Here is a 23,702-nt window from a genome sequence, read left to right on the forward strand (position 1 = left end):
AAGGAGATATGTTTTGAAACAAGTCATGAAAACATCGCTTTCGCCCCGGCGACAAGAATTGGTTACCCTAATGCAGCAGATCAACTTTGGCAGGATTGAGGATCTGCCGGTCCGTTGTGGTGAGCCTGTGATGGACTCATCAGTCCGGGTAATTCGCAAGATCAAGTTCGGTAGCGAACACAGACCTGGACCTAAGACTGGCCGGGATTTCGAGCTGAAGAAGCAGGTGACTGAACTGATCAGTCAAATCGACCGGATTGGGACCGGGACTATCCATTCGCTGGAGGTTAAACACGGACTGCCATTCGTAATGGACGTTGAATCAGCAATATAAATCAAAAACCAAAATCAATTTACGTTAGTCGATTTTACTAACCGCAAAGCGGAGGTGATCGGGAACGCAAAGCCATTGGGCTTGTATCTCGGTCGTCTCCGTCTTGCATTCGACTTGGCTTTTCGTTCCTGCCTCCGCAGAAAGAGAGGCCAAGTGGATAACGAACAATTCAAAACGTACATCAGGTCCTTAGTTGAATGCAAAGCCAGACAGCTGGTCGGCAAGTGTGGCATTCGAAAGTGTGACGTCGAGGACATCGAACAGGAACTGTTTCTTCACCTGCTGCTTAGAGCCAGCGAGTACAAGTCATCCAAAAGCAAGCTTACGACGTTCGCTCAGCGAATTATCGAACGGAAGGTCAAAAACATATTGAGAGACAGATCGGCCGGTAAGCGAAGCACGTTCGACCAGGCACGATCGCTCCATGAGGTGATTGGCTCGGATGATCAGGGTACTGAGATTACTCTACTAGCAACCATTCCAGCCAGGGACGTCCCCTCAGTTGAGTTTGCCACGGATGTAAAGATGATCATCGAATCACTGCCTGTTTTGCATCGCAAGGTCTGCCTGATGCTTATGGCCGGTTTTACCATCGGTTCTATTGCTGATCAGCTTGGCATGCCTCGCACGACCCTGAGGGATTCAATCGTCAAGGAGATCAGATTTGCGTTCTCTGAGTTAAAAAACTTCTCGGATTTTCGCCGTTTTGGCAATTCACCGAGTATGTAATAACTATGGACACTACACACAAGGACAAACCAATGCACCAACTAACAAGACCGGATTGGCTGATCGAGGAACCTGATGAAGTTTACCATGGCAAGGCGAAAGAATTTCTCTCGAGCCATCAACTGAATGATTTTCGCAAGTGCCCATATCTCTACTGGAAAAAGCACAGCGGGCTGATCGCTGACAAAGACAGCTCAGCATATGCGTTCGGACGGGCCGCTCACACGCTTATCTTAGAAGGACGGCAAACATTCGAACAACGCTATGCAGTGGGTGGACCAATAAATCCAAGAACCGGCAAACCTTACGGCAGCGGCACCAAGGCGTTTGCTCAGTGGTCTGCTGACCAGGGCAAGCCGGTGGTTACTGACGACGAATTTGTAATTCTGGAGATGATGGAGCAGGCGGTTCTGACACATCCCTGTGCTCCCAAATTCATCACAAGCGGTTTTGCAGAAGGTGTATGCAGGTCGCCTTATCTTGGCATCCCTTCGCAGATCCGCATGGACTATTTGCACCCATCTTATGGAATTGTTGATCTTAAGACCTGCGATGACTTGACATGGTTTGAATCTGATGCCAGGCGATATGGCTATCTTCACCAGATGGCTTTCTATCGAGCCGTTTTGAAAGAGACCATGGGCAGTAAAGCATCAGTGCATATCTTAGCGGTCGAGAAAAAACAGCCATTCAGGTGTGGCATCTGGAAGGTCTCTGGTGATGCACTGGATTTTGCCCAGGCCGAAAACGAGTCAGCAATCAGGCTGCTCAAGGAATGCTGCAGCGAGCAGATCTGGCCCACGGGCTACGAGGACATTCGAATCTACGACACAGTTTAACCCGGTTGAGCAGGACGGCGTGCCCGGCTTGATCACCCGGACCAGACTCCCCATGCCTGCTCAATCTTTTTGAGATTAAATTTCTTTATTGGAGTAAACTAAATGACCTTACTGAACAACATCATAACCGACCCTGCACCATCCGCTCCCAAGGGGATCATATACGGCCCACCTGGTGTTGGTAAGACCAGCTTTGGTGCATCGGTATCAGACTCGCTGATTATAGACTGCGAGAATGGGGCCGGATCTATCAAGTGCAGCAGAACGCCTTATCTGGCCAGCTGGGAGCAGATACTTGGATGGCTCAGGGCGATCGAACAGGAAGATCATCCTTACAAAGTCATAGCGATCGATACGATCGACTGGCTGCTGCGACGCATAGAAGAGCATGTCTCTGGATGTGCTGGCGGTAAAACTGACTCGACGCTCAATAGAAGTCACGGTGGCTATGGCAACGGCAAGCAGGTTCTAAAGAATTATGTTTACCAAATCCTGTTGCCTGTGCTCGACCGGATCGTGGCTCGCGGCATTGCCGTACTGCTTCTCGCTCATGCCAAGCGGACTGAGATTACTGATATCGACGGCATCACGGTGGAAAAGACGACGCCCGAGCTTCCGGATGGCTATTTGAACGTCATGGTCGAGTGGTCTGATTTCGTTTGCCTGGCTCGCATTGACAGTCAGGACCATCGATACCTGACCACCCGTGAAACGCCTCGTGCACTGGCAAAGAATCGTTACCACCTGCCCGAGTCACTGCCTTTTGAATGGAATGCATTCAGCGAAGGAATAACTCAGGGCCTTTCAAAAGCTTTTAACCCCAAATCTTAGGAGAATCCTAAACTATGGCATATCTTAATAATTTTGATGCTAACACGGTAGATCCGGCCCAGAGCTTTGAAGCCCTGCCAGCAGGTAAGTATATCGCGGCGATCACCGAATCCGAAATGAAGCCCACCAAAAACAACAATGGCCATTACCTGCAGCTGACCTTGGATGTCCTCGATGGCCAGTACAAGGGCAGAAAGGTATGGGCCAGGCTTAATCTCGATAATCCCAATGCCCAGGCGGTCCAGATCGCTCGTGGTGAACTTTCGGCAATATGTCGGGCGGTTGGAGTAATGCAGCCTCGTGACTCGGTTGAGCTGCACAATCTGCCTCTGTGTATCAAGGTGACCTGTAAAAAACGCGGGGACACAGGTGAAATCACAAATGAGATCAAAGGGTACGAAAAGAAGGAAGCTGCCTTTGCAGCAGCACCTTCTGTTCCCGCACCGCAGGCGACTAATAACACCCCGCCATGGCAGCGGTGAGGTTTAGGTGGTTTTAACGCTTCCATATCCGCCAAGCATTAATCACTACTGGCGGCGCGTCGGGCAGCGAACGCTGATCAGCCGGGAGGGCCGGACTTTCCGTAAGAAGGTCTGCGCCCTCCTTGGCCGTGGCATCGAACCGCTCGAGGGACGCCTGGCTGTTGTGCTGGATATTTATCCGCCCGATCGCCGCCGTCGCGATATCGACAATGTACAAAAAGCTCTGCTCGATGCTGTTGAGCATGCAGGTGTTTACCGCGATGACAGCCAGGTTGATCTACTGATCACCCGGCGGCGCGACGTGGTCAAAGGCGGCAGGGCGGTCGTCCACATAACAGATATTTCAACAGCCAGGAATCTTTTGAGTAAATTAGCTAAGGAATTGCATGCATAAGTTCTTTCCAACCATATTAATCTTTCTCGATATTTGCGCAGCCGCAGGGTACGTGCCGAGCGGTGACTGGAGAAAAGTCGTCTACTGGCTCGCCGCAGCTACGCTCACGACGGTGGTGACATGGTAATCCAGCTTAGACCCTATCAGCAAGAAGCCATTGATGCCGTTTATCAGCATCTGCGAGAGAGAGATGATAACCCATGCGTTGTGCTCCCGACAGGTACGGGTAAAGGGGTCGTGCTGGGGCAGATAGCTACTGATGCGGTTACCCGCTGGGGCGGTCGAGTTCTTGTCCTTGCACATGTCAAAGAACTACTCGAGCAGAATGCCGAGAAGATCCAGCTGCTGTGCGATGATCTGGATGTGGGCATCTACTCTGCAGGTATGAACCGCAGGGATACCGATCATCCTGTTATCGTGGCGGGGATTCAGAGCGTCTACAGGCGGGCATGTGAGCTCGGTGCGTTCGATCTGGTCATCGTAGATGAGGCGCATTTGATAGCTCCGGATGGGGAAGGAATGTATCGCCAGTTCTTGGGTGATGCAAAGATCATCAACCCGAACCTGCGTGTAATCGGCCTGACCGCCACACCCTACAGAATGAAAGGAGGTATGATCTGCAAGCCTGAGAATATCCTTAACCACGTTTGCTATGAAGCGGGCATCAAGGAAATGATCGTCCAGGGGTATTTGTCAAAGCTCAAAAGCCGTAGCGGTAAGGTACGGGCGGATCTCGATGGCCTGCATGTACGTGGCGGTGAATTTATCGCCTCTGAGATGGAGTCGGCCATGGATCAGGATTCGCTTGTCAGGAATGCCTGCCGTGAAATAGTCGAGCTGACCAAGGACCGCAACAGTGTTCTGATCTTTACGACCAGCATCACCCACTGCGAGCATGTAGCGGCCGAGATCAGCAGGCTCTCAAAGCAGGAATGTGCAATGATCACAGGTGATACGCCATCTGATGAGCGGGCCGAGATTATCAATCGATTTAAAGGCAATACCGTCAAATCTGATCTGTTCGGTGGTACAAAGCCTCCGCTCAAGTACCTGGCTAACGTCAATGTTCTTACCACGGGTTTTGATGCAGCCAACATCGATTGTGTGGTTCTGCTTCGCCCAACCGCTTCAGTGGGGCTCTTCGTGCAAATGATAGGTCGTGGCACCCGTCTGCATCCGGGCAAAGAGGATTGCCTCGTTTTAGACTACGGTGGAAACGTCCTGCGGCATGGGCCTGTAGATGCGGTTGTTTTGCCAGAGGAACTGGCGGGCGGTGGTGAAGCTCCAGCAAGGGAGTGCCCTGAATGTAATTCGCTTATTCATGCTGCTTATACCGTCTGCCCCGAATGCGGGCACCAGTTCCCGCCTCCCGGGGCTAATGACAATCTTACCGATCGAGCGGATTCATCAGCCATTCTTTCTGGTGAAGTGGAAGATACTGACTACAAGGTCAGGGACGTTTTCTACTCGGTGCATATCAAGCGGGCTGCTGATGATGACCATCCTAAGACCATGCGTATCGAGTACTGCATTGGATGGCAGCTTTATGTCAGTGAGTGGGTCTGTCCCGAGCACAGCGGATGGGCCAGGCAAAAATTCGAAAAGTGGTGGTCGCAAAGATCGATCGTGCCAGCTCCGCAGACGGCACATGAAGCAGTGATGCTGGCAGAAGATGGAGCACTGGCCCGAACTAGAATGGTCACAGTACGAACGGTCTCCGGCGAAAATTATGACCGGGTCATAGGCTATGAGGTCGGCGAAAAGCCAGATTATTGTCCTGAGCCCGGATGGAATGATGATGTTGGCAGCTACGAAAACAACGAACCGGCATACGCATTTGATGATGACGATTTACCCTTCTAAGTGAGACAACCCATTGGAAAACAGAGATACAATCGTAAGAGTCTTAAAGACACTCTTTGAGTCTGGTGATGTGTTCGAGATTCGCATGCTGGATGCAGTTTTGCCCGGCTCGAGCTGGCAGCACGTTCAAAGCGGCTATTTCGATTACGAGCACATCGAGGACGTACCGAATGCACTGGCCAACTTTAAAACCTATGGCGGCGTTTACGTCACCCTTAACCCGGTTAACCCGAATCTGCTGGGAAGGGCAAACAACCGTCTAAAGAAAGCCAAAAACCGCGAGACCACAGGCGATAAGGACATCCTGCGTCGTCGCTGGTGGCTGATCGATGTGGATCCGGTCCGACCAGCGGGCATCAGTGCTACCGAAGAAGAGAGGGGTCTGTCGTTCGATAAGGCAGCAGAGATATCCAGTGGTTTACAGTCGATGGATTTTCCAAAGCCGATGTGCGTCAATTCAGGTAATGGTACGCAGCTGCTCTATCGGGTTGATTTACCAGCTGATGATGGCGGGCTTATACAACGGTGTCTACAGCAACTTTCTGCCTGTTCGACGGACAGGGTGCAGGTTGATATGAGCGTATACAACTCTGCACGCATCTGCCGTCTGCCGGGCACATGGAACCGCAAAGGCGATCCCATCGATACCCGGCCGCATCGGGTCGCTGAGATTATAGATTTGCCTGATGAAATTGAAACGGTCCCAGCGGAGCTCTTGCACAAACTTGCAGGCAACTGTTCGAAAACATCGAATAGTTCGGCTGACGAGATCCAACCGACAATCTCGACCGTCTCACCAATCGACGATTTCAACGAGCGAGGCGACATAACGGCTATTCTTCAAAAGCATGGCTGGACGCTCAAAAGTGAATCTGATCAGCAGTACTGGTACAGGCCCGGCAAATCCACCGGCCAGCATTCAGCTACTTATGATGGCACTGTCTTTTATGTGTGGAGCGATAATGCCCATCCATTCGAGGCCAGGCAGGGCTATAATCGGTTCGGTGTGTATAAGCTGCTCGAATATGGCGGGGACGATTCGGCGTCTATTGCCGCACTCAAAACCGACGGGTACGGGCCAGATGATGGTGATGTGGATCTGACGGGTATTCTTGGCAAGTTGTGTGATGGGACCGCAAAAGCGTCTCCACCATTGCCATATGGCATTGAAGTTCACTCACTGGCCCAATTGCGCAAGACATTCAGTGGTCTTAACAAACCAGTGGTTCATGGCCTGTTGCGCGAAGGTGAGACAATGAATGTCATTGCCGCGCCCAAGATGGGTAAAAGCTGGCTCACGATGCGACTGGCCGTTTCCATAGCGTCAGGCATAGATTGGATGGGATTCGAAGTTGAACAAGGGAAAATCCTGCACATCGACAACGAATTACATCGAAATCTGATCATCGATCGTTATGAGAAAGTATGCAAGGCAATGAATTTGCCTGCGCGGCTCTTAGATGGAAACGTGGATGTTATCTCGCTGAGAGGTGAGCTAAAGGATATTGTTTCTATCGGGGATATTTGTCAGAGCTTGCAGTCTAACTGTTATAAGCTGGTAATTATTGACGCATTCTATCGCACACTGCCGGTTGGAACTGATGAGAACGACAACGGTGCCATTGCAGGCATCTACAATATGATAGATCGTTACGCAGCTTTGATGAAGTGCGGTTTTGTGCTGATCCACCATTCCAGCAAGGGCAATCAGTCCGGCAAATCTGTAACCGATGTCGGTGCAGGTGCAGGCAGTCAATCGCGAGCGGCCGATACCCATCTGGTGATACGTCCACATGAAGAGCAGGATATATTCGTCATGGAAGCGGGTATTCGCAGTTGGGCACCAATTGACCCAATAGCATTGCATTGGCAGTGGCCGTTGTTTTCGCGAACAGATGAGGTAGATACATCACAGCTGCTGGGAATGGCAAAGCCCAAAGCCAAGGACAAGCCGCCGTCACTGGAGGACTTTGTCGATCGCTGTGTCGCACCATACGATCCATGCTCCAAGAATTCGATCGTGTACGAAGCGGGGCAGATACTTGGGCTTTCTGAACGCAAGGCAAACGATATGCTGTCTCTGGCCATGGAGAATGGCTTGTGCACTAGAATAAAGGCTGGCTCAAGAATGGTCTATGTCAAAAATCGTGCCGGGATCTCTGGTGAAAAAAGTCTGTGGGCGGCGGCCTTGCTTACACATGACCCCGGTAAACCTCCGCAGGAAATTGCAGAAGTTACGAGTTGTTCAGTCAGGCAGGTTAACAGGGTTCGACAGGAATTAAGCCTCTAACGGCAGCTGCTGGCGATTTCCCAGATGTGGGGTAGCATAGAGGGGCCAGAAGATGAGTTTTTGCGAAGGCAATTCCTGGTACGGACCATCTTGCAATACCCAGCCTTGTGGGCAATTGGGATAAGCTTCAAGGCATAAATGCAGACTTCTAAGTCGCCCGGCGGGGCCGGATTTAACTTCGATCGGATAGATAGTGCTGTCGCGAACCGTAAGATAATCTACCTCGGCATTGGAACTCTTGGCAGTGCGTGACCAGTAAAAGAGCTTATCCGTATGCCAGGCAAGCAGCTCCTGAGCGACGAACTGTTCGGCAAGCTGACCATTGTAAATTGATAAAAGATTCTCCTTACCAACCGCAATTGAGGGATCGATGCCACACATGTGCTGCATTAGTCCGATGTCCAGCATGGATGCTTTAAATCGCTTTCCTTGCGAGGCTCCCAAGGGCAAGCCGGATGGATTAGCCGAAGATATTCTGTTAAGCAATTTGGCCTTACAGAGCAAATCGAATGCTTTGTGGTTGGTTACCCCTGACGCATGCTCATAAAGTTGGGTGTATTTAATCTGCTGGCCAGTGCTTCGGGCAACCGAATCCAGTACTCCATCCAAACAGGCATAGTCAACTGAAGGGCGATACTTGGCAAAATCCTCTCGATAAGATGAGATGATTTGCGAATGTATTTTGTAAGACTCCAGCTTTGATCTCGTGTCCCGGTATGCCTCTACTGCTTCAGGCATGCCGCCGATGAAGAAGTAGTCTCGTAAATGTTGGTGAATGGCCTCCACAAGGGCATCAGAATGATCTTTGGGGTGCTCCAGTAGTCTTTCGGCGATAATCTCGTTACCGATGGCCAGTATGTATTCGTAGAATGTCATCGGCGTTATGTGAAGATATTCGATTCGGCCGACCGGGACGGAAATTCCACCAAACGCGAATTCCAGCATCGAACCAGCTGCAACAACGTGCAGTTCGGGAAGTTCTTCATAGAAATATCGCAAAGCAGTGATTGCCCGAGGGTAGCCTTGAATTTCATCGATGAACAATAATGTTTTGCCGGGTGTGATGCGCCCCGCGTGCAATTCGATGACCTCCAGCATCCTGTTAGGTGTTAGGTCTCCTTCGAATGCTGCATGGAATTGAGGTTGTTTTTCAAGGTCAATTTTAACGTACTTCTCAAATTGTTTCGCCAGACAGTTTTCTACAAGCCAGGTCTTGCCCACCTGCCTGGCTCCACGGATTACAAGTGGTTTGCGGCGGTAGGAATTTATCCACGCAAGTAGTTTTTTTTCGGCGATCCGCTTCATTGTTTGTCTCCACTGCTTTAGAAATACAAGGTAAATATAGCAGGTATGATTTAGAAATACAAGGCAAAAGCTAAAGGATTGCTTTAGATATACAGTTCATACTAGCATTATGATTTGGGACATGGCCGGGACATGGCTTGGACATCATGTCCTAAAATCAGGGACACCATGTCCCAACTTTAAAATCGTAAGTGCTTATTTTACAGGAAGTTAAGGGTTTCATGTCCCGTAGGACACGGCGCAGTATAAGGTCATGTCAGAAAACGTGTCTGATGTCCCAAGGGTTGATTTCTGTAAGTCTTGTATTTACAGTGGTTTACAAAATTTGATTTGGGACATATGCTTGGACATGGTCACACTCTACCCCCTACGGGGGTATATGCGGGCGTCTGAAACGCCCCGCAATAAACCCCAAAGACGTAGGGTGATCGCAAGCCAATGGGTCCTTCCTGCCAAAATGGCAGGAAAAGGCAGCGGGAACCAGTCACGTTACTGACCACAGTTTGTTTTTTGTGCATAACAGATTTTTTCGCCGAAACGCCGTTTTACCGGGTAAGAAATGGGTAGCCGATTACTTGCTACTTATCCCAGGAAACGATATGCGAATTACCCAGCGAAATACCGACTCGATCAGACCCTACGAAAACAACCCGCGCCTCAATGACGAGGCTGTGGATGCCGTTGCACAGAGCCTCAAGGAGTTCGGCTTTCGTCAGCCAATCGTGGTGGACGAAGATGGTGTGATCATCTGTGGTCACACCCGGTTCAAGGCGGCACAGAAACTTGGCCTGGAAAAAGTCCCTGTCCACGTGGCCAAGGATCTCTCGCCCGAGCAGGTCAAGGCGTACCGGATCGCGGATAACCGGACCGGCGAGTTGTCGGAGTGGGACTGGGGTCAGCTCAAGATTGAGCTTGGCGATCTGCAGGAAGCAGAGTTTGACCTTGGCATGCTGGCGTTCGATGAAGAGGAATTGAATAAGCTGCTGGATGGTGACAGCGAAGCCGTGGTCGAGGGGCTCACGGATCCAGATGCTGTTCCCGAGCCGCCGGAGGAGCCGATCACCAAGCGAGGGGACATCTGGCTGCTTGGTGATCACCGGCTCATGTGTGGCGATTCGACCAGCAGGGTAGATGTCGAAAGACTCATGGATGGCTGCCTGGCGGATATGGTTTTTAGCGACCCGCCATACGGGGTCAACTACGTAGGCGGCACTGCCGAGCAGATGACCATCGACAACGACAATCTCAGCGAGGCCGATTACATTTCGTTCATGGACGCCTTCTTTACCCGGTTCCGTGAAAGCATCCAGGAAACCGCATCTTTGTACATCTGCCATGCATCGTCGTGGCAGCTCGAGACAGAGCTGGCAATGCGGCAGGCAGGGTTTGAAGTCCGCAACCAGATCATCTGGGCCAAGAACTGTGGGGCATTCGGATTCGGCCGCTACAAGTTCCAGCACGAGCCGATTTTCTATGCTCACATCAAAGGCGAATCAGACAAGTGGTACGGCGACAAGACACAGACCACACTCTGGCAGGAAAAGAAGCCAGCTGCCAACCGGCTGCACCCGACCATGAAGCCGGTGGAGATAGTCCAGAGAGCCCTGGTAAACAGCTCTAAACGCAGCGATCTGGTGCTCGATCTGTTCATGGGCTCTGGCACGACGCTGATCGCCGCAGAAACGCTTGGACGGCGGTGTGTTGGGATGGAGCTCGACCCGGCCTATTGCGATGTGATTGTCAAAAGGTACGAAGAATTCACAGGGACCAAGGCCAAGCGGTCCAATGAGAAAACCCCAGCAGTTGCCGGGGTTGAGGATTAGGGCATTGGGTCTATGACATTGGAACGCAGGAACTTGGCGATTTCTGTTTTGCCTATCTGGCCCTTAGCTACGCCCAGAGTTATTTCGACCAGTCCTTCTTCGTCGTTTTGAATTTGGATGTCATTGATTGCCAGAAAGACGATCGCCGAGGCGGCTCCGATTCGCTTGTTGCCGTCTAGGAAAGCATGGTTTTGAACAAGATGATAAAGATAAGCCGCAGCCATCTCGAAGATGTCATTGTAAAGAAACTGACCCTCATAGGCGGCTTGAGGGGCTGCAATTGCAGATTGGAGCAAGCCCATGTCTCGAACGCCAGCAAGGCCTCCGTAATTCTCAATAAGACTGCCGTGCAATCGCAGGACTTGTTCAAGGTCAAGGAAGTAAGGAATTTGCATGAGTTACTCAGCCAGCTTTTTCATGGCATTGCCGAATCGCTCGTGAATCATACTGACGGCATCGTGAAATTTCTTTTCTTGTTCGGGGCTGCGAACGGGTGTTAGAACCAGCGAACGGCCATCGGAAATAATCTCAAAAGATGTCTCGGGCGTAGCCTGGAGCAGGTCCAGGATAGGCTTGTCAATGACCATGGCATAACTGTTGCCGTGTTTTGTAAGCTTTTTAATCATGATTTTATCCTTAGCAAATGTGTTTAACAAAGTATACACATTGTATATACGGAAGTCAAGGCCAACTGTGCACGAGAAAACCCCGGCAGAAAATACCGGGGCTGGGGAGGTGAAGGGTTAATGGTGTCTTTAGTTGACCAACTCGAACTTGCCTCTCTCTTGGGCCCGGCGGAACCGCGAGTCGTCGCCCTTGGTGTTGATCTCACGAAGGATGCTGGCATAGAGCGTGTTGGCAGGTGTCTTGCCCGACTTGGGTTGCCAGATGTTTGTCTCAATCGCTTTTTCGACGATGTCCTTGCAGGACAGCGGGCTGATGACTTCGAGAATAACAGCGGCCGAATCGAGAAGCGACAGCCGCTTGCTCTCGCGTTTGGCCTCAGAGCCTTTAGGTCCCCCCGTGTGGCCTTTGGTTTTGCTGGCCGGGGACTTGTCGGCCTTGGAGCTTTTCTCGGCCGTGTCGGCAGGCTCTAGCCTGTCGGCGTTTCGGATGGTCATGGTTTTGCCGCTGGTAAGGCTCTCAACTTTCCATCCGCCTTTGGGTTCTGCTTCGAGCAGTTTTACCTGCGTGGTGTTCGAGCCTACTTTGCAGGAGCAGATGGTTCCGGGTTTGAGTTGGTTAGCTTTCATGTTTCGTTCCTTTCGTTAGAGGGTTCTTAAAATTTGCCAAGACGAATGAGTTCTCGGTAATAGTCGTGGATGTCGGAGTTGGTGCCGCGATAGCCTTCAAGGCTCAACTGCATTTGCTCGGCCATCGCGTAGATGTCCTCTTCGCTATTGGCCGCGATCTGATACTGCTTGCCGTTTGGAAAATCCGGAGTGAGAAGTTCTACTTCGATGTGATCAGTGTAGCGTTTGCGGTGTGCGGTGGCGAAGTAGCCGATCTGTCCTTCGAATTCGATTCGCGTGATACGCATGTTGTGCCTTTCTGTAAGTCCTTGCTCTAAAATGGTTTAGCTCGCTTTTGCTGGTTAGACATTACCATCAAAGCGGGCTTAATCAAGTCATGTAAGCCGTTATTTCAAAAGAATTTACGATAATTTCAGGTGTGTGCGAAGATGTCCTCCAATGCTGCCAGAATCACTGCTATCTCGCCAAAGAAAGCCGCCGAGATCCTGCGAAAATCAGGCTCGAAGTTCGCAAATACCGAGACAATATCTGCGGACATCAAGGCCGGTGCGCCAGTCAATGAGGACGGCACTATCAACATAGTCGAGTACGCAGCCTGGCTGGTGAAGGAGGATGGCCGTGGCGATTGATCCATCCAGGCTAAAACCAGCAGAGCTTACCAGGCTCTTGAACTCGACCAGCCTTGGAACGGTTGCCGAGGGGACGAAGATCTTTCGGCATCGCCAGCAGGCAGGCTATAGAATCTCCTCTGACGGCAAGATGGTGAACCTGTTCAAATACATCGCCTGGCTTGTCGATGAGCGGCACAGGCCAAAGACCGAGTCCGAAGGGCCGCGCGACTATGAGGCCATGAAAGAGGCCGCCCGTGCCCGCAATGCATCGCTTTCGGCAGCGGGTCGTGAGATCGGCGAGCTTCCCCAGGTAGTCGATAGCAGGAGGAAGCAGGCGTGTAAAAATGATTTCAGGCTGTTTTGTGAGTCGTATTTCCCGCAGACTTTCAGCCTGGAGTGGTCGGATGACCATTTGAGGGTCATCTTCAGGATCGAACAGGCGGTATTGCATGGTGGGTTGTTTGCCATGGCAATGCCGCGTGGCAGTGGCAAATCTACCCTTGCAGAGACGGCATGTCTTTGGGCACTGGTCTACGGCCACCGCAACTTCGTGACGCTGCTTGGAAGTGATGAAGGGCACGCCCTTGGTATGCTCGAATCTATTAAGACCGAACTCGAATCCAACGATCTGCTGCTGGAGGATTTCCCGTCAGTGTGCTATCCGATCCATTCACTCGATGGTATTGCGAACCGCTGCAGCGGTCAGCTCTACAATGGCCAGCGAACCCAGATCAGCTGGACGGCCAATGAGATTGTGCTGCCAACCATTGAAGGCTCACCAGCTTCGGGGGCTATCATCAGAGTGGCGGGTATCACCGGCCGGATCCGTGGTATGAAGTTCAAGCGTCCAGATGGTCAGACGGTGCGTCCATCCCTGGTGATCCTTGATGACCCCCAGACCGATGAATCGGCCCGGTCGCTAAGTCAATGCGCAAACAGAGAGAGGATACTGGCTGGTGCGGTTCTTGGTTTAGCCGGACCGGGCAAAAAGATCTCTGGTATCATGCCGTGCACTGTAATCCGTCCCGGTGATATGGCGGACCGAATACTCGACCGCGAAAAACATCCCGAATGGAATGGTGAGAGAACAAAGATGGTCTATTCGTTTCCTGACGATGAGAGACTCTGGGATAAATACGCGCAGATCAGGGCAGACTCATTGCGAGAGCATGGAGATATGCGAGATGCGACCGAGTTCTACAGACAGCACCAAGAGACTATGGATGCCGGGGCCGAGGTCGCCTGGGCCAGGCGATACAACCATGATGAACTCTCAGCCATCCAGCACGCCATGAATCTAAAGCTACAAGATGAAGCCGCGTTCTGGGCGGAGTATCAGAACGAACCTCTGCCCGAAAATGCTGGCGATGATGAGCTTTTAACCGTCGATGAGATCGCCCAAAAGCTGAACGGCTTCAAGTCGGGTGAGATCCCAATCGGTTGTGACCATATGACGATGTTCATCGATGTGCAAGGCAAGCTGCTGTTTTATGTTGTCTGTGCATGGGAGAGCAATTTTAGCGGCTATGTGGTCGATTACGGAGCCTATCCTGATCAGAAGCGGAGATACTTTACCCTTCGCGATGCCAGACCTACCCTGACCGACATAAAAAAGGGAGCAGGGCTTGAAGGCAGCATCTATGCAGGGCTTGAATCTTTAACCGAGGATTACCTTTCCAGGGAATGGCAGCGGGATGATGGAGCCTTTATCAAGATCGACCGCTGTCTGATCGACGCTAACTGGGGTACATCGACTGATGTGGTCTACCAGTTCTGCCGTCAATCTCAGTTCGGCTCGGTCATCTTCCCAAGCCATGGAAGGTATGTCGGCGCAGCCAGTACGCCGTTTATCGAGTACAAGAAAAAACGTGGAGACCGAGTTGGCCACAACTGGCGAATACCCAACGTAAAAGGCAAGCGAGCCATTCGTCACGTTCTTTATGATACCAACTACTGGAAATCTTTCATTCACAGCCGCATGGCAGTGCCTATGGGTGATAGCGGATGCCTTTCGTTGTACGGCCGCAACCCGGTTGTCCATCAGCTTTTTGCCGAGCATCTTCTGGCCGAGTATCGCGTTAAGACATCAGGTCGCGGCAGGACGGTCGATGAATGGAAGCTGCGACCTGAGGCTAACGACAACCACTGGTTTGATGGGATTGTTGGATGTGCTGTTGCGGCAAGTATCCAGGGTGCGGTCTTGCCGGGAACGCAGACTCAGGCTGCAGATGTTCGCAAAAGAATCAAACTTTCCAATCTCAAAAGAAATCTTCGCAGGCACTAAGTTTTTCTTCGCGTTCTTCGCCAATTTGCCCGTTTGCCGGGTAAGAAATAAATGTGAGATCAATTTTGAGAGATGGCGAATGAGCGATTCACTTGAACAAAACCTGGAACAGAATGCCCAGGGCCCAAAGAAGGTCAGAGGTGATGCCGGTGAAGTTGAACAGCATGGTTTGACTGATCAGATAGCAGTTGATCGTTACCTGGCCTCCAAGAAGGCAGCCAGATCAAAGGGACTTGGTATTCAAATGAGCAAGATGGTGCCGCCGGGAGCATGAGGGTTTGAAGCTACTTAATACAATTTTCAATAGAACAACCGAGAAGAAAAGTGCTTCTGCAAGCGAGCTCCGGCGAGGCCCAGCGAGAATCCGAGGTCGGTATGACGCCGCACAGACCACCAATGAGAATCAAAAGCACTGGGCGGCGGCTGACGGTTTCTCAGCCGATATGGCTGCCTCGCCGGAGGTTCGCAAGGCACTCAGAGAACGGTCCAGGTACGAAGTGGCCAATAACAGCTATGCCCGTGGCATAGTTTTGACGCTGGCCAACGATACGATCGGGACCGGACCAAGGCTGCAGATGCTCACTGAAGATGCATGTTTGAATCGTGAGATCGAAAACGAGTTTTCAAGCTGGTCCCAGTCGATCGGACTGGCTGCAAAGCTTAGAACGATGAGGATGGCCAGATGCCAGGACGGAGAATCGTTTGCGGTCCTGGCTGATAACCCGTCAGTTGGACATCCGGTCCAGCTGGACCTGCAGCTGATAGAAGCTGACCGGGTTACGAGCGAGCTTAGCTTCAATCAGAGCGATGATGAAATAGACGGGATCCGGCTGGATGCGTTCGGCAACCCGGTAAGCTACAGGGTTCTGCGATACCATCCAGGTGGTGCGGCGTTGGACTATCAGCAGAAGGCTGTGATTATACCGGCCTCGTCGATGATTCACGTTTTCAGAAGCGATCGACCGGAGCTGCATCGCGGGATCCCTGAGATTACACCGGCCTTGGGGCTGTTTGCCCAGCTTAGAAGGTTTACGCTGGCTGTCTTGACGGCGGCCGAGTCGGCAGCGAACTTTGCTGGCATTCTGTACACTGATGCACCGGCAACGGGTGAAGCTGATGCGGTCGAGCCGATGGATCTGATCGAGCTTGAGAGGAACATGCTCTTAACCATGCCGGGCGGTTGGAAGATGTCCCAGCTGGATCCAAAGCAGCCCGCGACGACATATGCTGAGTTTAAAAAGGAAATACTTAACGAAATCGCCCGCTGTTTGAACATGCCGTTCAACGTGGCGGCTGGTAACTCATCGGGCTACAACTACTCATCCGGCAGGCTGGATCATCAGACCTACTATAAGGCGATCAGGATCGACCAGGCATTTACGGCATCGAACGTACTGGACCGGATCCTGCAAAGCTGGCTATTGGAATACTCGATGTTTAGAGGCGATCGATTTGCCTCTTTGCCAACCCATCAGTGGTTCTGGGATGGCATGGAGCATGTTGATCCTTACAAGGAAGCCAATGCCCAGGCAGCCAGGCTAAAGAGTAAAACCACGACTTTGGCTTATGAATATGCCCGGCAAGGACGTGATTGGGAAGAAGAACTTCGCCAGCTCGCTCGTGAAAAGAAAGTTATGACCGAGCTTGGTCTTATCGAAATAAAACCAAAACCTGCACAAGAAAGTTTTCAGGAGTCAAATACATGAAAGAGTTTCTGACGATTAAAGCCGAGAGTAATTCCTCACAGAACCCGAGAGTTTCGGGTCTCGCCTATTCGGGCGGCAAAATGAATCTGCCCGGATGGAAACATCCAGTGGTGGTGGATCTGGCAGGTTTGCAGATCCCAGAAAACGTGCCGCTGCTTACCAACCACGAAAACCGCACGACCTCCCGTGTCGGCATGGTCTCAGCAAGCATCGAAGAGAGTAGCCTTGTCATAAGCGGTGAGATCACATCCTCGGCCGGGACTGCCAAGGGCATTGTTGAGCAGGCCAAGGCCGGTGCCGACTGGCAGCTTTCGATTGGCGCAGAGGTCGTCGATGCCGAGCTGGTCAAGACCGGAAGCCGTACTGTCAACGGCATCGAGCATGATGCTCCGTTCTATCACATTAAGGCTTCTAACCTTCGTGAGGTGTCCGTAGTGGCAGTTGGAGCTGATGACAGTACCAATATGAAAGTGGCCGCGATGTTCGATCTCAAGACCGACGAGAAAGAGCAAGAGATCCAGGCACAGGCAAAGGGGGCAGAAGAGCCTGCGAAGGCTGAACCAATCGACCAGACCGAGATCGCAGCTAAAGCCATATCGCAGGAACGCACACGAGTCGCTGCGATCAGGAATCTATGCGGTGGTGAGTATGACGACATCGAAGAGCAGGCGATCACGGCCGGTTGGTCGATCGAAAAAACATCAAAAGCTGTGCTCGAGGCCATCCGCGAGTCGCGTCCCAAGGCCGATGTCGGGATCAGTGTTAAACGTCAACCCCAGGGAGATACTATGAAAAACACCCTTGAAGCAGCTCTTTGCCTGCGTGCAGGCCTGTCCGGCGATGAGCTGCTCAAAGACTATGGAGAGGCAACCGTCGAGGCGGCTGATAAAATCCGGGCCAAGGCACTGCCTGATGTGCTGCTGGAATGCATACGCATCGAAGGGATGTCCGTGCCCGGTGACAGTGATACCGCCCTTATCCAGGCGGCATTCAGTACGGTCAGCCTGCCGGGCATTCTCTCCAACGTGGCGAACAAGCGAATGCTCAAGGCATTCCAGTCTCAGCCACTGATCGCACCGAGACTGTGCTCGGATGGTGACCTCAACGATTTTAAGGAAAACGAGCGTTTCAGGCTGACCGATGTTGGCGATCTTGAGCCGGTCGCAGCTGATGGTGAGATCAAGGACGGCAGTGTTCGAGAGGACAAGGCCACCAACCAGCTCGATACCTATGGTAAGAAGTTTGTCCTGACCCGAAAGATGATCATCAACGATGACCTTGGGGCTTTCATGAAGTTTCCCACCTCTATGGGTAACAGGGCAGCTCGACTTATCGATCAGTTATTCTTCAAGCGTCTGCTGGCCAATCCCAAGCAGGGTGACAACAAGGCTCTGTTCCATACAGGTCACAAGAACATCCTGACCGGCACCGACAGTGCACTCTCACACGAGGCATTGACTCAGGCCGTGCAGATGTATCTGGATCAGACCGATGCGGACGGCCAGCCCATTAGCGTGGAACCCAAGTTCATGCTGGTCCCGACAAATCTCAAGTTCGATGCGATTCGGCTGACCAGGGGTGCTCAGTTGATCATGTCCGGCGGTGATGCTTCTGCCGGGACGGATCCGACGATTATGCCTGCGATGAACGCGATGGCCGATGAGAATCTTACCGTTCTCTCCAGTCCGTATTTGACCAACGCGAATTATCCGGGCAGTTCAGAGACTGGGTGGTATCTGTTCGGCAACCCTGCTCAGGTTGATACGTTCGAAATCGGCTATCTCAAGGGCAGACGCAGTCCGACGATCGAGCGAGGCAATACTGATTTCAACACGCTTGGTATGTGGTTCAGGGTTTACTTTGATATCGGCATCCGCGAGCAGGACTGGCGTGGCATGCTCAAATCTGATGGTGTGTAACAGGAAAGGTTAGATAGATATGACAGCAGTTTATAAGCAAAGAGGCGATGCGATCGATTATACGCCGGACGTCGATGTCACAGCAGGCGATGTGGTCGTCCAGGGCGATCTGGTAGGGATTGCGAAGCTCGACATCGCAGCAGGTGAGCTTGGTGCACTGGCTGTGGTAGGAGTATTCGATGTGCCCAAGGCGACCGGTGTTGGTGAGGCGATCGCGGCCGGGGCTAAGCTTTACTGGGACGAGGTTGACAGCCAGGCCACCACCAGTGACGGCAGCGGAGCGAACAAGTACATGGGCAAGTGCATCCTTGCTGCTGGTGATGATGATACGGCCGTGCGTTTGAGACTGTCACCATGACCGACATGCTGAACCAGGGTCTCGATTGGCTGGGGCAGATGCTTACAAAGCACTGCTCCAGCCAGATCATCTATCGGCAGGATCAGATAGAGGTGAGTATAAATGCCGTGTTTGCCAAGACAGACTTACAGCTGGAAGATGAACACGGCATCTCGATCAGAAGTTTCGTCTGGGATTTTCTGATTGCCTCGGCGGCTCTTGGATTTGAACCGCAGCCCGGTGATACGATTGTTGCCGAGGATAAGACCTTTGAGGTGATGAATCTGTCCGGTGATGGATGCTGGAGATGGACTGGGCCGGACAGGAATATGTATCGGATCCACACCAAGCAAATTTAGAAAGACTTTTAAATTATGACCTGCAACGACCATCAGTATGAAAATGTCTGCAAAGACGAGTTTGCCCAGCTGACCCGCAAGATCGACAAGCTCGATGATGCGATCAGGGGCAACGGTGAGCTGGGACTCAAGGTTCGCATCGATCGCCTGGAGCGTGCCCAGGCGACAAGGAACAAGCTGGTGTGGCTGATTACAGCAGCTGTGATTACAAGTTCTGTCAGCTTGCTGGTTCAACTGGTACGAGGTGTGTGATGTCAGTTAGCATAAAACTAGCCGATGCGATCGTTGCCGAGCTCAATGGCCACCAGTTCTCAAAGGCCTTCACAGCCGAGAGAAAACTGCTGCCAGAATTCTCCCTGGCACAGTTAAAGGATCTTACGGTGACGGTCGTCCCCCGCTCGGTGGATACGACTAACGCAAGCAGGGCGATGCGGCAGTATGAGCACCAGGTGGATGTCGGTATTCAAAAAAAGCTCACCGGCAAAGTCGACGATGAGCTACCCGGTCTTATGACGCTCACTGAAGAGATTGCTGAGTTCTTCGCGTGTCTTGCATTACCCGATGTGCCCAACGCCGTGTGGGCAGGGTGTCATAACGAGCCCATCTATTCGCCTTCACATTTATCGGAGCACAGGACGTTTTTTAGTATTTTGACCCTTACTTACAAAGTGATGAAATGAACAACATCATCGCCCGAAAAATTGATTTAACAGACCAGTTCCAGCAGCTGTCCGAAAGCAAGACAGTCGGAACCGTGACGGTTACCGCCCTGAGTGGCAACTCATCTGAGGTAATCCTGCTTGGTGATACAGGTGATCAGGTGCCGCTGGTTCCGGGTGAGTGGCACACCTTTATCCGCGTCGACCTGGCTCGGATAAACGTCAAGGGTTCAGCTGGTGACGGAGTCACTGTTGTTGGAGGTACGTGGTAATGCCGCATCGAGGTGATGTATTTGCACCAGGCATGATAATCATGTGGTCTGGGCTTTTAAGCGATGTGCCAAGGGGATGGAGCGTCTGTGACGGTAGCAACGGCACTCCCGATCTTAGAAACCGTTTCGTCAGGGGCGCAAGTTCAGTCGGCGGAATCGGCGGCTCACAATCTCACGTTCACTGCCATGGCGGGTGCACCGCATTTGAAGGTGGGTGTCCGGTTTATGTAGAATTTGGCTGCACTTATCCTGTGCCGTTTTATGGACATTCACATGGTGCCAGCCCCATTACCGAGACGTTCGAGGACAACCTGCCGCCTTACTATGATCTGATATTCATAAGGAAAGACTGATGGATAATATTACGTTTGCCATTCCTACATACAACAACGCCGAAACCATAATGACGGTTTTGAAGCGGTGCCTGCAGCAGGATGTAAAACCCAAGATCCTGATAATGGATAACGGCAGTACCGATGGAACTGTCGAGATGCTTCGGGCCGCCATCAATAACGGCATCTTTGGTCCGGTTGACATAAAGCTCGAATCGGTCCAGCGGATGCTTGGCGGCAAGTCCAAGAACATTCCATATGTCCGCTATAAGCTCTGCCAGGCGGTCGATACCGAATATGTATTCCTGCTCGACGCCGATGTGTTGATACCGCAGCATGCCATCCTTGGCCTTCGCGAGATGCTCGAAGAAGATGGAGATCTGGTCGGTGCCGGGATCCGGGTGGATCCGATCGTCGAGCATATCCAGTTCGGGGCCATACTGCTTAAATCAGAAATTGCCAGGCAGATCAAGTGGAACAACGGCGAGGGCAAATGCGAGTGCCTGTGGGCGTTGCAGTCCATAAACCAGCTCGATGACAATTACAAAGTTAAAAGACACCCGGTCTACCAGGCCATGCATCTGAAAGGATTTTAAAGTGATAAAAGTAATATGTGATAAATGCGGGCAGGAAATAACAGATGCGACAGATGTCAGCACGGTTGTCGAAGACGGCCAGGCCAAGCACTACCACAAGTCCGGATGTTTTACTGATGCCAGGGCAACACTGACCCAGACCACCGATACCACGGTCCAGAAGTAGGGCAATGAAGCTAACATGAAATTAAAATATCTGTTCTTCAATGACAAAGCCGTGATTAAGTCGGTTGACAAAACCACGAGAAGAGTTCTAAGCCGGTTCGGTGCATATGTAAGACGTTCTGCTAGAAGCAGTATCCGAAAACGCAAGAAATCGGCACCGCCTGGCAAACCTCCAAGCAGCCACAGTGGTCTGCTGAAAAGGTTTATCTTCTTTGGCTATGAACCCAAGAACAGATCAGTGGTGATCGGCCCGGTGGACCTGCAGAGCAAACAGGGCGAGACTCCAAGCGTGCTGGAATATGGTGGTCGTACAACGGTCAAAAACAAGGATAAGAAAAAGCAAATCGAAGTCAAGGCCAGACCTTTCATGGGTCCGGCTTATGAAAAAGAACAACCCAAACTGCCTGGAATGTGGCAGGATGCGATTAAGTAAGGAGCCGGATAGATGGCAGATTTTATTCTTGGTATGAACGCCAAGCTTTACCAGGGCGATGCTGGTGCGGATGTCGCCACGATGACCGAAAACAGTAACGTCAAGGATGTCACCTTGAGCCTGGAGGCTGGTGAGGCGGATATCTCCACTCGGGGAAACAGCGGGTGGCGAGCGACCGCACCAACGTTGCGTGAATGTAACTGTGAGTTTGAGATGGTATGGCGGCCGGGCGATGCGCAGTTTGATGCGATAAAGACAGCGTTCTTGAGTTCGGGAACTGTAGGCATGGCGGTGCTTACCGGCGACAGCACTGTGACTGGCTCGGAAGGGCCCGCCGGTGACTGGTCGATTACGAATTTTAGCCGTAATGAACCCCTCGAAGAAGCTGTGACGGTAAGTGTTACCGCCAAGCTTGCCAAGTTTACAGAATGGTTTGTAGCAGCATAGGAGATAGCGAATAATGAAAACTTTTACAGATAGCAGTGATCGGACGTGGAGCATAAATCTCAACATAGATTCGGCCAAGCGTGTGCGTGATCTTCTGGGCGTTAACCTTCTTGAACCCGAAAACGGCGACCCGCCTCTTTTGACCAGGCTGGGGACCGATGAAATCCTGCTGTGCGATGTGATCTATTGCCTGTGCAAACCGCAAGCAGACCAGCTGAACGTCTCGGATCAGCAGTTCGGCCAGTCCATGGGTGGTGAAACGATCCTGGCTGCTCAAAAGGCCTTTTACGAGGAGCTGATTGATTTTTTCCAGAAACGCGGCCGTCGGGACAGGGCAAAGGCGGTCGCGGCACAGGCAAAAGTGATCGAGACAGCCATCAGAACGATCGAACAAAGGGTGGACGCGATCGACATAGACAAGCTGATCGATGGAACGATCTCTGGCAGATAGCAGGCAAGATTGGCATCGATCCGGGCGGGCTGACTCTGCGTGAGGTTTTGCTTATGGCAGAGGGAAAGATGCAGAATGACTGGTCACATACATCTGCCGTCCTTGCGATGATGGCAAACGTCAACCGCGACCCCAAAAAGAGCAGAAGCTTTAAGCCCGCCGATTTCAATCCGCTCGAGAACGGCTCGGATAAATCCCAGGCGATAGTAATCGACGAGAGCAACATACATCTTCTAAAAGAGGCCTTCACCGGCCGGAAAGGTAATTTCAATGGACATAAGTAACGTAATGGAAATGATCTGGCGGTTCTGTAATTCCAGCTTCGGTTTTGCAGCCGTATGGGCCGCTACAGTCGGTTTTTTCCTGTGGCTGGGCAGCAGGTACAATCCCTTCGAGCTCAAGTGGAAAAAGTACGAAGGCTCGATCATAACCGCCATCCGGCTTGCTGAAAAACAGATCCCTGACGACACCGACAATGCCGGTATGCGGAAGCTCGACTGGGCACTTCGATTTGTACTGCAGGCTTATGCCAAAGCCAACGGCAGCCAGCCTTCGCAGACTACTATCGAGCAGCTCAAGGAAGGCATTCAGATCAAACACAACGAGCTGGCGGTTGCAGGAGCTCTTGACAAATGAGCTGGCTGACTGCGATGGTCACAGTGATCCTGAATGTCCTGCTGAAGTGGGGCGAGAAGCGTTCAAAGCCGAGCTGCGAAGACGGCTCACCGGATAAGGATACCGCCAAGAAGCTGCGGAACAAAATTAAAGACCACTGGTTCTGTTTTCTCATCCTTTTGGTGGTTCCGCTTGCAGGATGTTCTACGCGGACTGTTTATGTTCCTGCTGGTGCACCGGTGAGGCTGCGTGAGACGATTAAAAATGCAAAGGTCTGGGTAAAGGACAAACAGGGCGAAACGGTAGCAGGCAAGATGGACCTGCCTGAAGGCTGGTACTGTTTGCCTCTATCAGAAGATTAGAAACAGGTAAC

The 23,702-nt window shown here is 51.8% G+C and carries 34 protein-coding genes; 29 read left to right on the forward strand and 5 right to left on the reverse strand.

Annotated elements, in window-relative coordinates:
* Positions 1 to 130: 130 nt before the first annotated feature.
* The 9 genes from STSP2_RS05140 (at position 131) to STSP2_RS05175 (ending at position 7,762) form a co-directional block, all read left to right on the forward strand.
* Positions 131 to 334, forward strand: coding sequence for a hypothetical protein (locus STSP2_RS05140; protein ID WP_205848007.1), 204 nt, complete (start codon positions 131 to 133; stop codon positions 332 to 334).
* A gap of 153 nt (positions 335 to 487) precedes the next feature.
* Complete coding sequence (locus STSP2_RS05145) at positions 488 to 1,063, forward strand: RNA polymerase sigma factor (RefSeq protein WP_169853007.1); 576 nt, start codon at positions 488 to 490, stop codon at positions 1,061 to 1,063.
* Between the two features lie 32 nt (positions 1,064 to 1,095).
* Positions 1,096 to 1,902 (forward strand): PD-(D/E)XK nuclease-like domain-containing protein, encoded by an 807-nt coding sequence (locus tag STSP2_RS05150; RefSeq protein WP_169853008.1) that lies wholly within the window; start codon positions 1,096 to 1,098, stop codon positions 1,900 to 1,902.
* A 102-nt stretch (positions 1,903 to 2,004) separates the two neighbouring features.
* On the forward strand, positions 2,005 to 2,733 hold the full coding sequence (locus STSP2_RS05155; protein ID WP_146660496.1) for an ATP-binding protein: 729 nt from the start codon (positions 2,005 to 2,007) through the stop codon (positions 2,731 to 2,733).
* A 14-nt stretch (positions 2,734 to 2,747) separates the two neighbouring features.
* On the forward strand, positions 2,748 to 3,215 hold the full coding sequence (locus STSP2_RS05160) for a DUF669 domain-containing protein (protein ID WP_146660498.1): 468 nt from the start codon (positions 2,748 to 2,750) through the stop codon (positions 3,213 to 3,215).
* Between the two features lie 7 nt (positions 3,216 to 3,222).
* Positions 3,223 to 3,609, forward strand: coding sequence for a RusA family crossover junction endodeoxyribonuclease (locus STSP2_RS05165; RefSeq protein WP_146660500.1), 387 nt, complete (start codon positions 3,223 to 3,225; stop codon positions 3,607 to 3,609).
* Complete coding sequence (locus tag STSP2_RS17865; protein WP_257788001.1) at positions 3,602 to 3,736, forward strand: hypothetical protein; 135 nt, start codon at positions 3,602 to 3,604, stop codon at positions 3,734 to 3,736. Before STSP2_RS05165 ends, STSP2_RS17865 begins: the two co-directional genes overlap by 8 nt.
* A complete protein-coding gene (locus STSP2_RS05170) occupies positions 3,730 to 5,472 on the forward strand; it encodes a DEAD/DEAH box helicase (protein WP_146660502.1) in 1,743 nt (580 codons plus the stop codon). Before STSP2_RS17865 ends, STSP2_RS05170 begins: the two co-directional genes overlap by 7 nt.
* Positions 5,473 to 5,485: 13 nt before the next feature.
* Entirely contained in the window at positions 5,486 to 7,762 is a 2,277-nt protein-coding gene (locus STSP2_RS05175) for an AAA family ATPase (protein ID WP_146660504.1), read from the forward strand.
* On the opposite strand, the gene STSP2_RS05180 is transcribed toward STSP2_RS05175, so the two are convergent.
* Positions 7,751 to 9,067 carry an ATP-binding protein gene (locus tag STSP2_RS05180; RefSeq protein WP_146660506.1) on the reverse strand — a complete coding sequence of 439 codons (1,317 nt, stop codon included), beginning with the start codon at positions 9,065 to 9,067 and terminating at the stop codon, positions 7,751 to 7,753. The genes STSP2_RS05175 and STSP2_RS05180 overlap by 12 nt on opposite strands.
* A 599-nt stretch (positions 9,068 to 9,666) precedes the next feature.
* Here STSP2_RS05180 and STSP2_RS05185 point away from each other — a divergent pair.
* Positions 9,667 to 10,890: a DNA modification methylase gene (locus tag STSP2_RS05185; protein WP_146660508.1), complete on the forward strand. Its 1,224-nt coding sequence runs from the start codon at positions 9,667 to 9,669 to the stop codon at positions 10,888 to 10,890.
* On the opposite strand, the gene STSP2_RS05190 is transcribed toward STSP2_RS05185, so the two are convergent.
* The 4 genes from STSP2_RS05190 to STSP2_RS05205 all read right to left on the reverse strand — a co-directional run bounded on the left by STSP2_RS05190 (position 10,887) and on the right by STSP2_RS05205 (position 12,430).
* On the reverse strand, positions 10,887 to 11,285 hold the full coding sequence (locus tag STSP2_RS05190; RefSeq protein ID WP_146660510.1) for a type II toxin-antitoxin system death-on-curing family toxin: 399 nt from the start codon (positions 11,283 to 11,285) through the stop codon (positions 10,887 to 10,889). The two genes, STSP2_RS05185 and STSP2_RS05190, sit on opposite strands and share 4 nt — an antisense overlap.
* A 3-nt stretch (positions 11,286 to 11,288) precedes the next feature.
* A complete protein-coding gene (locus STSP2_RS05195; RefSeq protein WP_146660512.1) occupies positions 11,289 to 11,516 on the reverse strand; it encodes an AbrB/MazE/SpoVT family DNA-binding domain-containing protein in 228 nt (75 codons plus the stop codon).
* A gap of 129 nt (positions 11,517 to 11,645) precedes the next feature.
* The gene (locus STSP2_RS05200) at positions 11,646 to 12,143 is read right to left on the reverse strand and encodes a winged helix-turn-helix domain-containing protein (RefSeq protein ID WP_146660514.1); all 498 of its coding nucleotides are present in this window, start codon (positions 12,141 to 12,143) and stop codon (positions 11,646 to 11,648) included.
* 26 nt (positions 12,144 to 12,169) lie between these two features.
* Positions 12,170 to 12,430, reverse strand: coding sequence for a hypothetical protein (locus tag STSP2_RS05205; protein ID WP_146660516.1), 261 nt, complete (start codon positions 12,428 to 12,430; stop codon positions 12,170 to 12,172).
* A 141-nt stretch (positions 12,431 to 12,571) separates the two neighbouring features.
* Here STSP2_RS05205 and STSP2_RS05210 point away from each other — a divergent pair, with 141 nt between their 5' ends.
* The 19 genes from STSP2_RS05210 to STSP2_RS05295 all read left to right on the forward strand — a co-directional run bounded on the left by STSP2_RS05210 (position 12,572) and on the right by STSP2_RS05295 (position 23,691).
* Positions 12,572 to 12,772, forward strand: a complete 201-nt coding sequence (locus tag STSP2_RS05210; RefSeq protein WP_146660518.1) for a hypothetical protein — start codon at positions 12,572 to 12,574, stop codon at positions 12,770 to 12,772.
* The gene (locus STSP2_RS05215; RefSeq protein ID WP_169853009.1) at positions 12,762 to 15,038 is read left to right on the forward strand and encodes a terminase gpA endonuclease subunit; all 2,277 of its coding nucleotides are present in this window, start codon (positions 12,762 to 12,764) and stop codon (positions 15,036 to 15,038) included. Before STSP2_RS05210 ends, STSP2_RS05215 begins: the two co-directional genes overlap by 11 nt.
* Positions 15,039 to 15,117: 79 nt before the next feature.
* Positions 15,118 to 15,312: a hypothetical protein gene (locus STSP2_RS05220; RefSeq protein WP_146660523.1), complete on the forward strand. Its 195-nt coding sequence runs from the start codon at positions 15,118 to 15,120 to the stop codon at positions 15,310 to 15,312.
* 4 nt (positions 15,313 to 15,316) lie between these two features.
* Positions 15,317 to 16,744, forward strand: a complete 1,428-nt coding sequence (locus tag STSP2_RS05225) for a phage portal protein (RefSeq protein ID WP_146660525.1) — start codon at positions 15,317 to 15,319, stop codon at positions 16,742 to 16,744.
* Positions 16,741 to 18,663 carry a phage major capsid protein gene (locus STSP2_RS05230; protein ID WP_146660527.1) on the forward strand — a complete coding sequence of 641 codons (1,923 nt, stop codon included), beginning with the start codon at positions 16,741 to 16,743 and terminating at the stop codon, positions 18,661 to 18,663. The genes STSP2_RS05225 and STSP2_RS05230 overlap by 4 nt, the downstream gene beginning before the upstream one ends.
* A gap of 19 nt (positions 18,664 to 18,682) precedes the next feature.
* A complete protein-coding gene (locus STSP2_RS05235) occupies positions 18,683 to 19,021 on the forward strand; it encodes a DUF2190 family protein (protein ID WP_146660529.1) in 339 nt (112 codons plus the stop codon).
* Positions 19,018 to 19,359 carry a hypothetical protein gene (locus STSP2_RS05240; RefSeq protein WP_146660532.1) on the forward strand — a complete coding sequence of 114 codons (342 nt, stop codon included), beginning with the start codon at positions 19,018 to 19,020 and terminating at the stop codon, positions 19,357 to 19,359. Before STSP2_RS05235 ends, STSP2_RS05240 begins: the two co-directional genes overlap by 4 nt.
* A gap of 15 nt (positions 19,360 to 19,374) precedes the next feature.
* Entirely contained in the window at positions 19,375 to 19,611 is a 237-nt protein-coding gene (locus STSP2_RS05245) for a hypothetical protein (protein WP_146660534.1), read from the forward strand.
* Positions 19,611 to 20,039 carry a hypothetical protein gene (locus STSP2_RS05250; RefSeq protein WP_146660535.1) on the forward strand — a complete coding sequence of 143 codons (429 nt, stop codon included), beginning with the start codon at positions 19,611 to 19,613 and terminating at the stop codon, positions 20,037 to 20,039. Before STSP2_RS05245 ends, STSP2_RS05250 begins: the two co-directional genes overlap by 1 nt.
* On the forward strand, positions 20,036 to 20,290 hold the full coding sequence (locus STSP2_RS05255; RefSeq protein ID WP_146660537.1) for a hypothetical protein: 255 nt from the start codon (positions 20,036 to 20,038) through the stop codon (positions 20,288 to 20,290). Before STSP2_RS05250 ends, STSP2_RS05255 begins: the two co-directional genes overlap by 4 nt.
* Positions 20,290 to 20,643 (forward strand): phage tail protein, encoded by a 354-nt coding sequence (locus tag STSP2_RS05260; RefSeq protein WP_146660538.1) that lies wholly within the window; start codon positions 20,290 to 20,292, stop codon positions 20,641 to 20,643. Before STSP2_RS05255 ends, STSP2_RS05260 begins: the two co-directional genes overlap by 1 nt.
* Positions 20,643 to 21,218: a glycosyltransferase family A protein gene (locus STSP2_RS05265; RefSeq protein ID WP_146660540.1), complete on the forward strand. Its 576-nt coding sequence runs from the start codon at positions 20,643 to 20,645 to the stop codon at positions 21,216 to 21,218. Before STSP2_RS05260 ends, STSP2_RS05265 begins: the two co-directional genes overlap by 1 nt.
* A gap of 1 nt (position 21,219) precedes the next feature.
* A complete protein-coding gene (locus tag STSP2_RS17290; RefSeq protein WP_169853010.1) occupies positions 21,220 to 21,384 on the forward strand; it encodes a hypothetical protein in 165 nt (54 codons plus the stop codon).
* 15 nt (positions 21,385 to 21,399) lie between these two features.
* The gene (locus tag STSP2_RS05270) at positions 21,400 to 21,816 is read left to right on the forward strand and encodes a hypothetical protein (RefSeq protein ID WP_146660543.1); all 417 of its coding nucleotides are present in this window, start codon (positions 21,400 to 21,402) and stop codon (positions 21,814 to 21,816) included.
* Between the two features lie 12 nt (positions 21,817 to 21,828).
* Positions 21,829 to 22,263, forward strand: coding sequence for a phage tail tube protein (locus tag STSP2_RS05275; protein ID WP_146660545.1), 435 nt, complete (start codon positions 21,829 to 21,831; stop codon positions 22,261 to 22,263).
* Between the two features lie 13 nt (positions 22,264 to 22,276).
* Positions 22,277 to 22,714, forward strand: a complete 438-nt coding sequence (locus tag STSP2_RS05280; protein ID WP_146660547.1) for a hypothetical protein — start codon at positions 22,277 to 22,279, stop codon at positions 22,712 to 22,714.
* A 53-nt stretch (positions 22,715 to 22,767) separates the two neighbouring features.
* A complete protein-coding gene (locus tag STSP2_RS05285; RefSeq protein WP_146660549.1) occupies positions 22,768 to 22,998 on the forward strand; it encodes a hypothetical protein in 231 nt (76 codons plus the stop codon).
* The gene (locus STSP2_RS05290) at positions 22,985 to 23,350 is read left to right on the forward strand and encodes a hypothetical protein (RefSeq protein ID WP_146660551.1); all 366 of its coding nucleotides are present in this window, start codon (positions 22,985 to 22,987) and stop codon (positions 23,348 to 23,350) included. Before STSP2_RS05285 ends, STSP2_RS05290 begins: the two co-directional genes overlap by 14 nt.
* Positions 23,347 to 23,691 (forward strand): hypothetical protein, encoded by a 345-nt coding sequence (locus tag STSP2_RS05295; RefSeq protein WP_146660553.1) that lies wholly within the window; start codon positions 23,347 to 23,349, stop codon positions 23,689 to 23,691. Before STSP2_RS05290 ends, STSP2_RS05295 begins: the two co-directional genes overlap by 4 nt.
* The last annotated feature ends 11 nt before the right edge of the window (positions 23,692 to 23,702 follow it).

Source organism: Anaerohalosphaera lusitana, from assembly GCF_002007645.1.
GTDB lineage: Bacteria > Planctomycetota > Phycisphaerae > Sedimentisphaerales > Anaerohalosphaeraceae > Anaerohalosphaera > Anaerohalosphaera lusitana.

Excerpts from the sequence above, each read along its gene's own strand:
- STSP2_RS05140 (WP_205848007.1), top strand. The coding sequence starts at position 131 with ATGGACTCATCAGTCCGGGTAATTCGCAAGATCAAGTTCGGTAGCGAA.
- STSP2_RS05150 (WP_169853008.1), top strand. The coding sequence starts at position 1,096 with ATGCACCAACTAACAAGACCGGATTGGCTGATCGAGGAACCTGATGAA.
- STSP2_RS05155 (WP_146660496.1), top strand. The coding sequence starts at position 2,005 with ATGACCTTACTGAACAACATCATAACCGACCCTGCACCATCCGCTCCC.
- STSP2_RS05160 (WP_146660498.1), top strand. The coding sequence starts at position 2,748 with ATGGCATATCTTAATAATTTTGATGCTAACACGGTAGATCCGGCCCAG.
- STSP2_RS17865 (WP_257788001.1), top strand. The coding sequence starts at position 3,602 with ATGCATAAGTTCTTTCCAACCATATTAATCTTTCTCGATATTTGCGCA.
- STSP2_RS05170 (WP_146660502.1), top strand. The coding sequence starts at position 3,730 with ATGGTAATCCAGCTTAGACCCTATCAGCAAGAAGCCATTGATGCCGTT.
- STSP2_RS05180 (WP_146660506.1), bottom strand. The coding sequence starts at position 9,067 with ATGAAGCGGATCGCCGAAAAAAAACTACTTGCGTGGATAAATTCCTAC.
- STSP2_RS05185 (WP_146660508.1), top strand. The coding sequence starts at position 9,667 with ATGCGAATTACCCAGCGAAATACCGACTCGATCAGACCCTACGAAAAC.
- STSP2_RS05190 (WP_146660510.1), bottom strand. The coding sequence starts at position 11,285 with ATGCAAATTCCTTACTTCCTTGACCTTGAACAAGTCCTGCGATTGCAC.
- STSP2_RS05195 (WP_146660512.1), bottom strand. The coding sequence starts at position 11,516 with ATGATTAAAAAGCTTACAAAACACGGCAACAGTTATGCCATGGTCATT.
- STSP2_RS05200 (WP_146660514.1), bottom strand. The coding sequence starts at position 12,143 with ATGAAAGCTAACCAACTCAAACCCGGAACCATCTGCTCCTGCAAAGTA.
- STSP2_RS05205 (WP_146660516.1), bottom strand. The coding sequence starts at position 12,430 with ATGCGTATCACGCGAATCGAATTCGAAGGACAGATCGGCTACTTCGCC.
- STSP2_RS05210 (WP_146660518.1), top strand. The coding sequence starts at position 12,572 with ATGTCCTCCAATGCTGCCAGAATCACTGCTATCTCGCCAAAGAAAGCC.
- STSP2_RS05220 (WP_146660523.1), top strand. The coding sequence starts at position 15,118 with ATGAGCGATTCACTTGAACAAAACCTGGAACAGAATGCCCAGGGCCCA.
- STSP2_RS05230 (WP_146660527.1), top strand. The coding sequence starts at position 16,741 with ATGAAAGAGTTTCTGACGATTAAAGCCGAGAGTAATTCCTCACAGAAC.
- STSP2_RS05235 (WP_146660529.1), top strand. The coding sequence starts at position 18,683 with ATGACAGCAGTTTATAAGCAAAGAGGCGATGCGATCGATTATACGCCG.
- STSP2_RS05240 (WP_146660532.1), top strand. The coding sequence starts at position 19,018 with ATGACCGACATGCTGAACCAGGGTCTCGATTGGCTGGGGCAGATGCTT.
- STSP2_RS05245 (WP_146660534.1), top strand. The coding sequence starts at position 19,375 with ATGACCTGCAACGACCATCAGTATGAAAATGTCTGCAAAGACGAGTTT.
- STSP2_RS05250 (WP_146660535.1), top strand. The coding sequence starts at position 19,611 with ATGTCAGTTAGCATAAAACTAGCCGATGCGATCGTTGCCGAGCTCAAT.
- STSP2_RS05255 (WP_146660537.1), top strand. The coding sequence starts at position 20,036 with ATGAACAACATCATCGCCCGAAAAATTGATTTAACAGACCAGTTCCAG.
- STSP2_RS05260 (WP_146660538.1), top strand. The coding sequence starts at position 20,290 with ATGCCGCATCGAGGTGATGTATTTGCACCAGGCATGATAATCATGTGG.
- STSP2_RS05265 (WP_146660540.1), top strand. The coding sequence starts at position 20,643 with ATGGATAATATTACGTTTGCCATTCCTACATACAACAACGCCGAAACC.
- STSP2_RS05270 (WP_146660543.1), top strand. The coding sequence starts at position 21,400 with ATGAAATTAAAATATCTGTTCTTCAATGACAAAGCCGTGATTAAGTCG.
- STSP2_RS05275 (WP_146660545.1), top strand. The coding sequence starts at position 21,829 with ATGGCAGATTTTATTCTTGGTATGAACGCCAAGCTTTACCAGGGCGAT.
- STSP2_RS05280 (WP_146660547.1), top strand. The coding sequence starts at position 22,277 with ATGAAAACTTTTACAGATAGCAGTGATCGGACGTGGAGCATAAATCTC.
- STSP2_RS05285 (WP_146660549.1), top strand. The coding sequence starts at position 22,768 with ATGGCAGAGGGAAAGATGCAGAATGACTGGTCACATACATCTGCCGTC.
- STSP2_RS05290 (WP_146660551.1), top strand. The coding sequence starts at position 22,985 with ATGGACATAAGTAACGTAATGGAAATGATCTGGCGGTTCTGTAATTCC.
- STSP2_RS05295 (WP_146660553.1), top strand. The coding sequence starts at position 23,347 with ATGAGCTGGCTGACTGCGATGGTCACAGTGATCCTGAATGTCCTGCTG.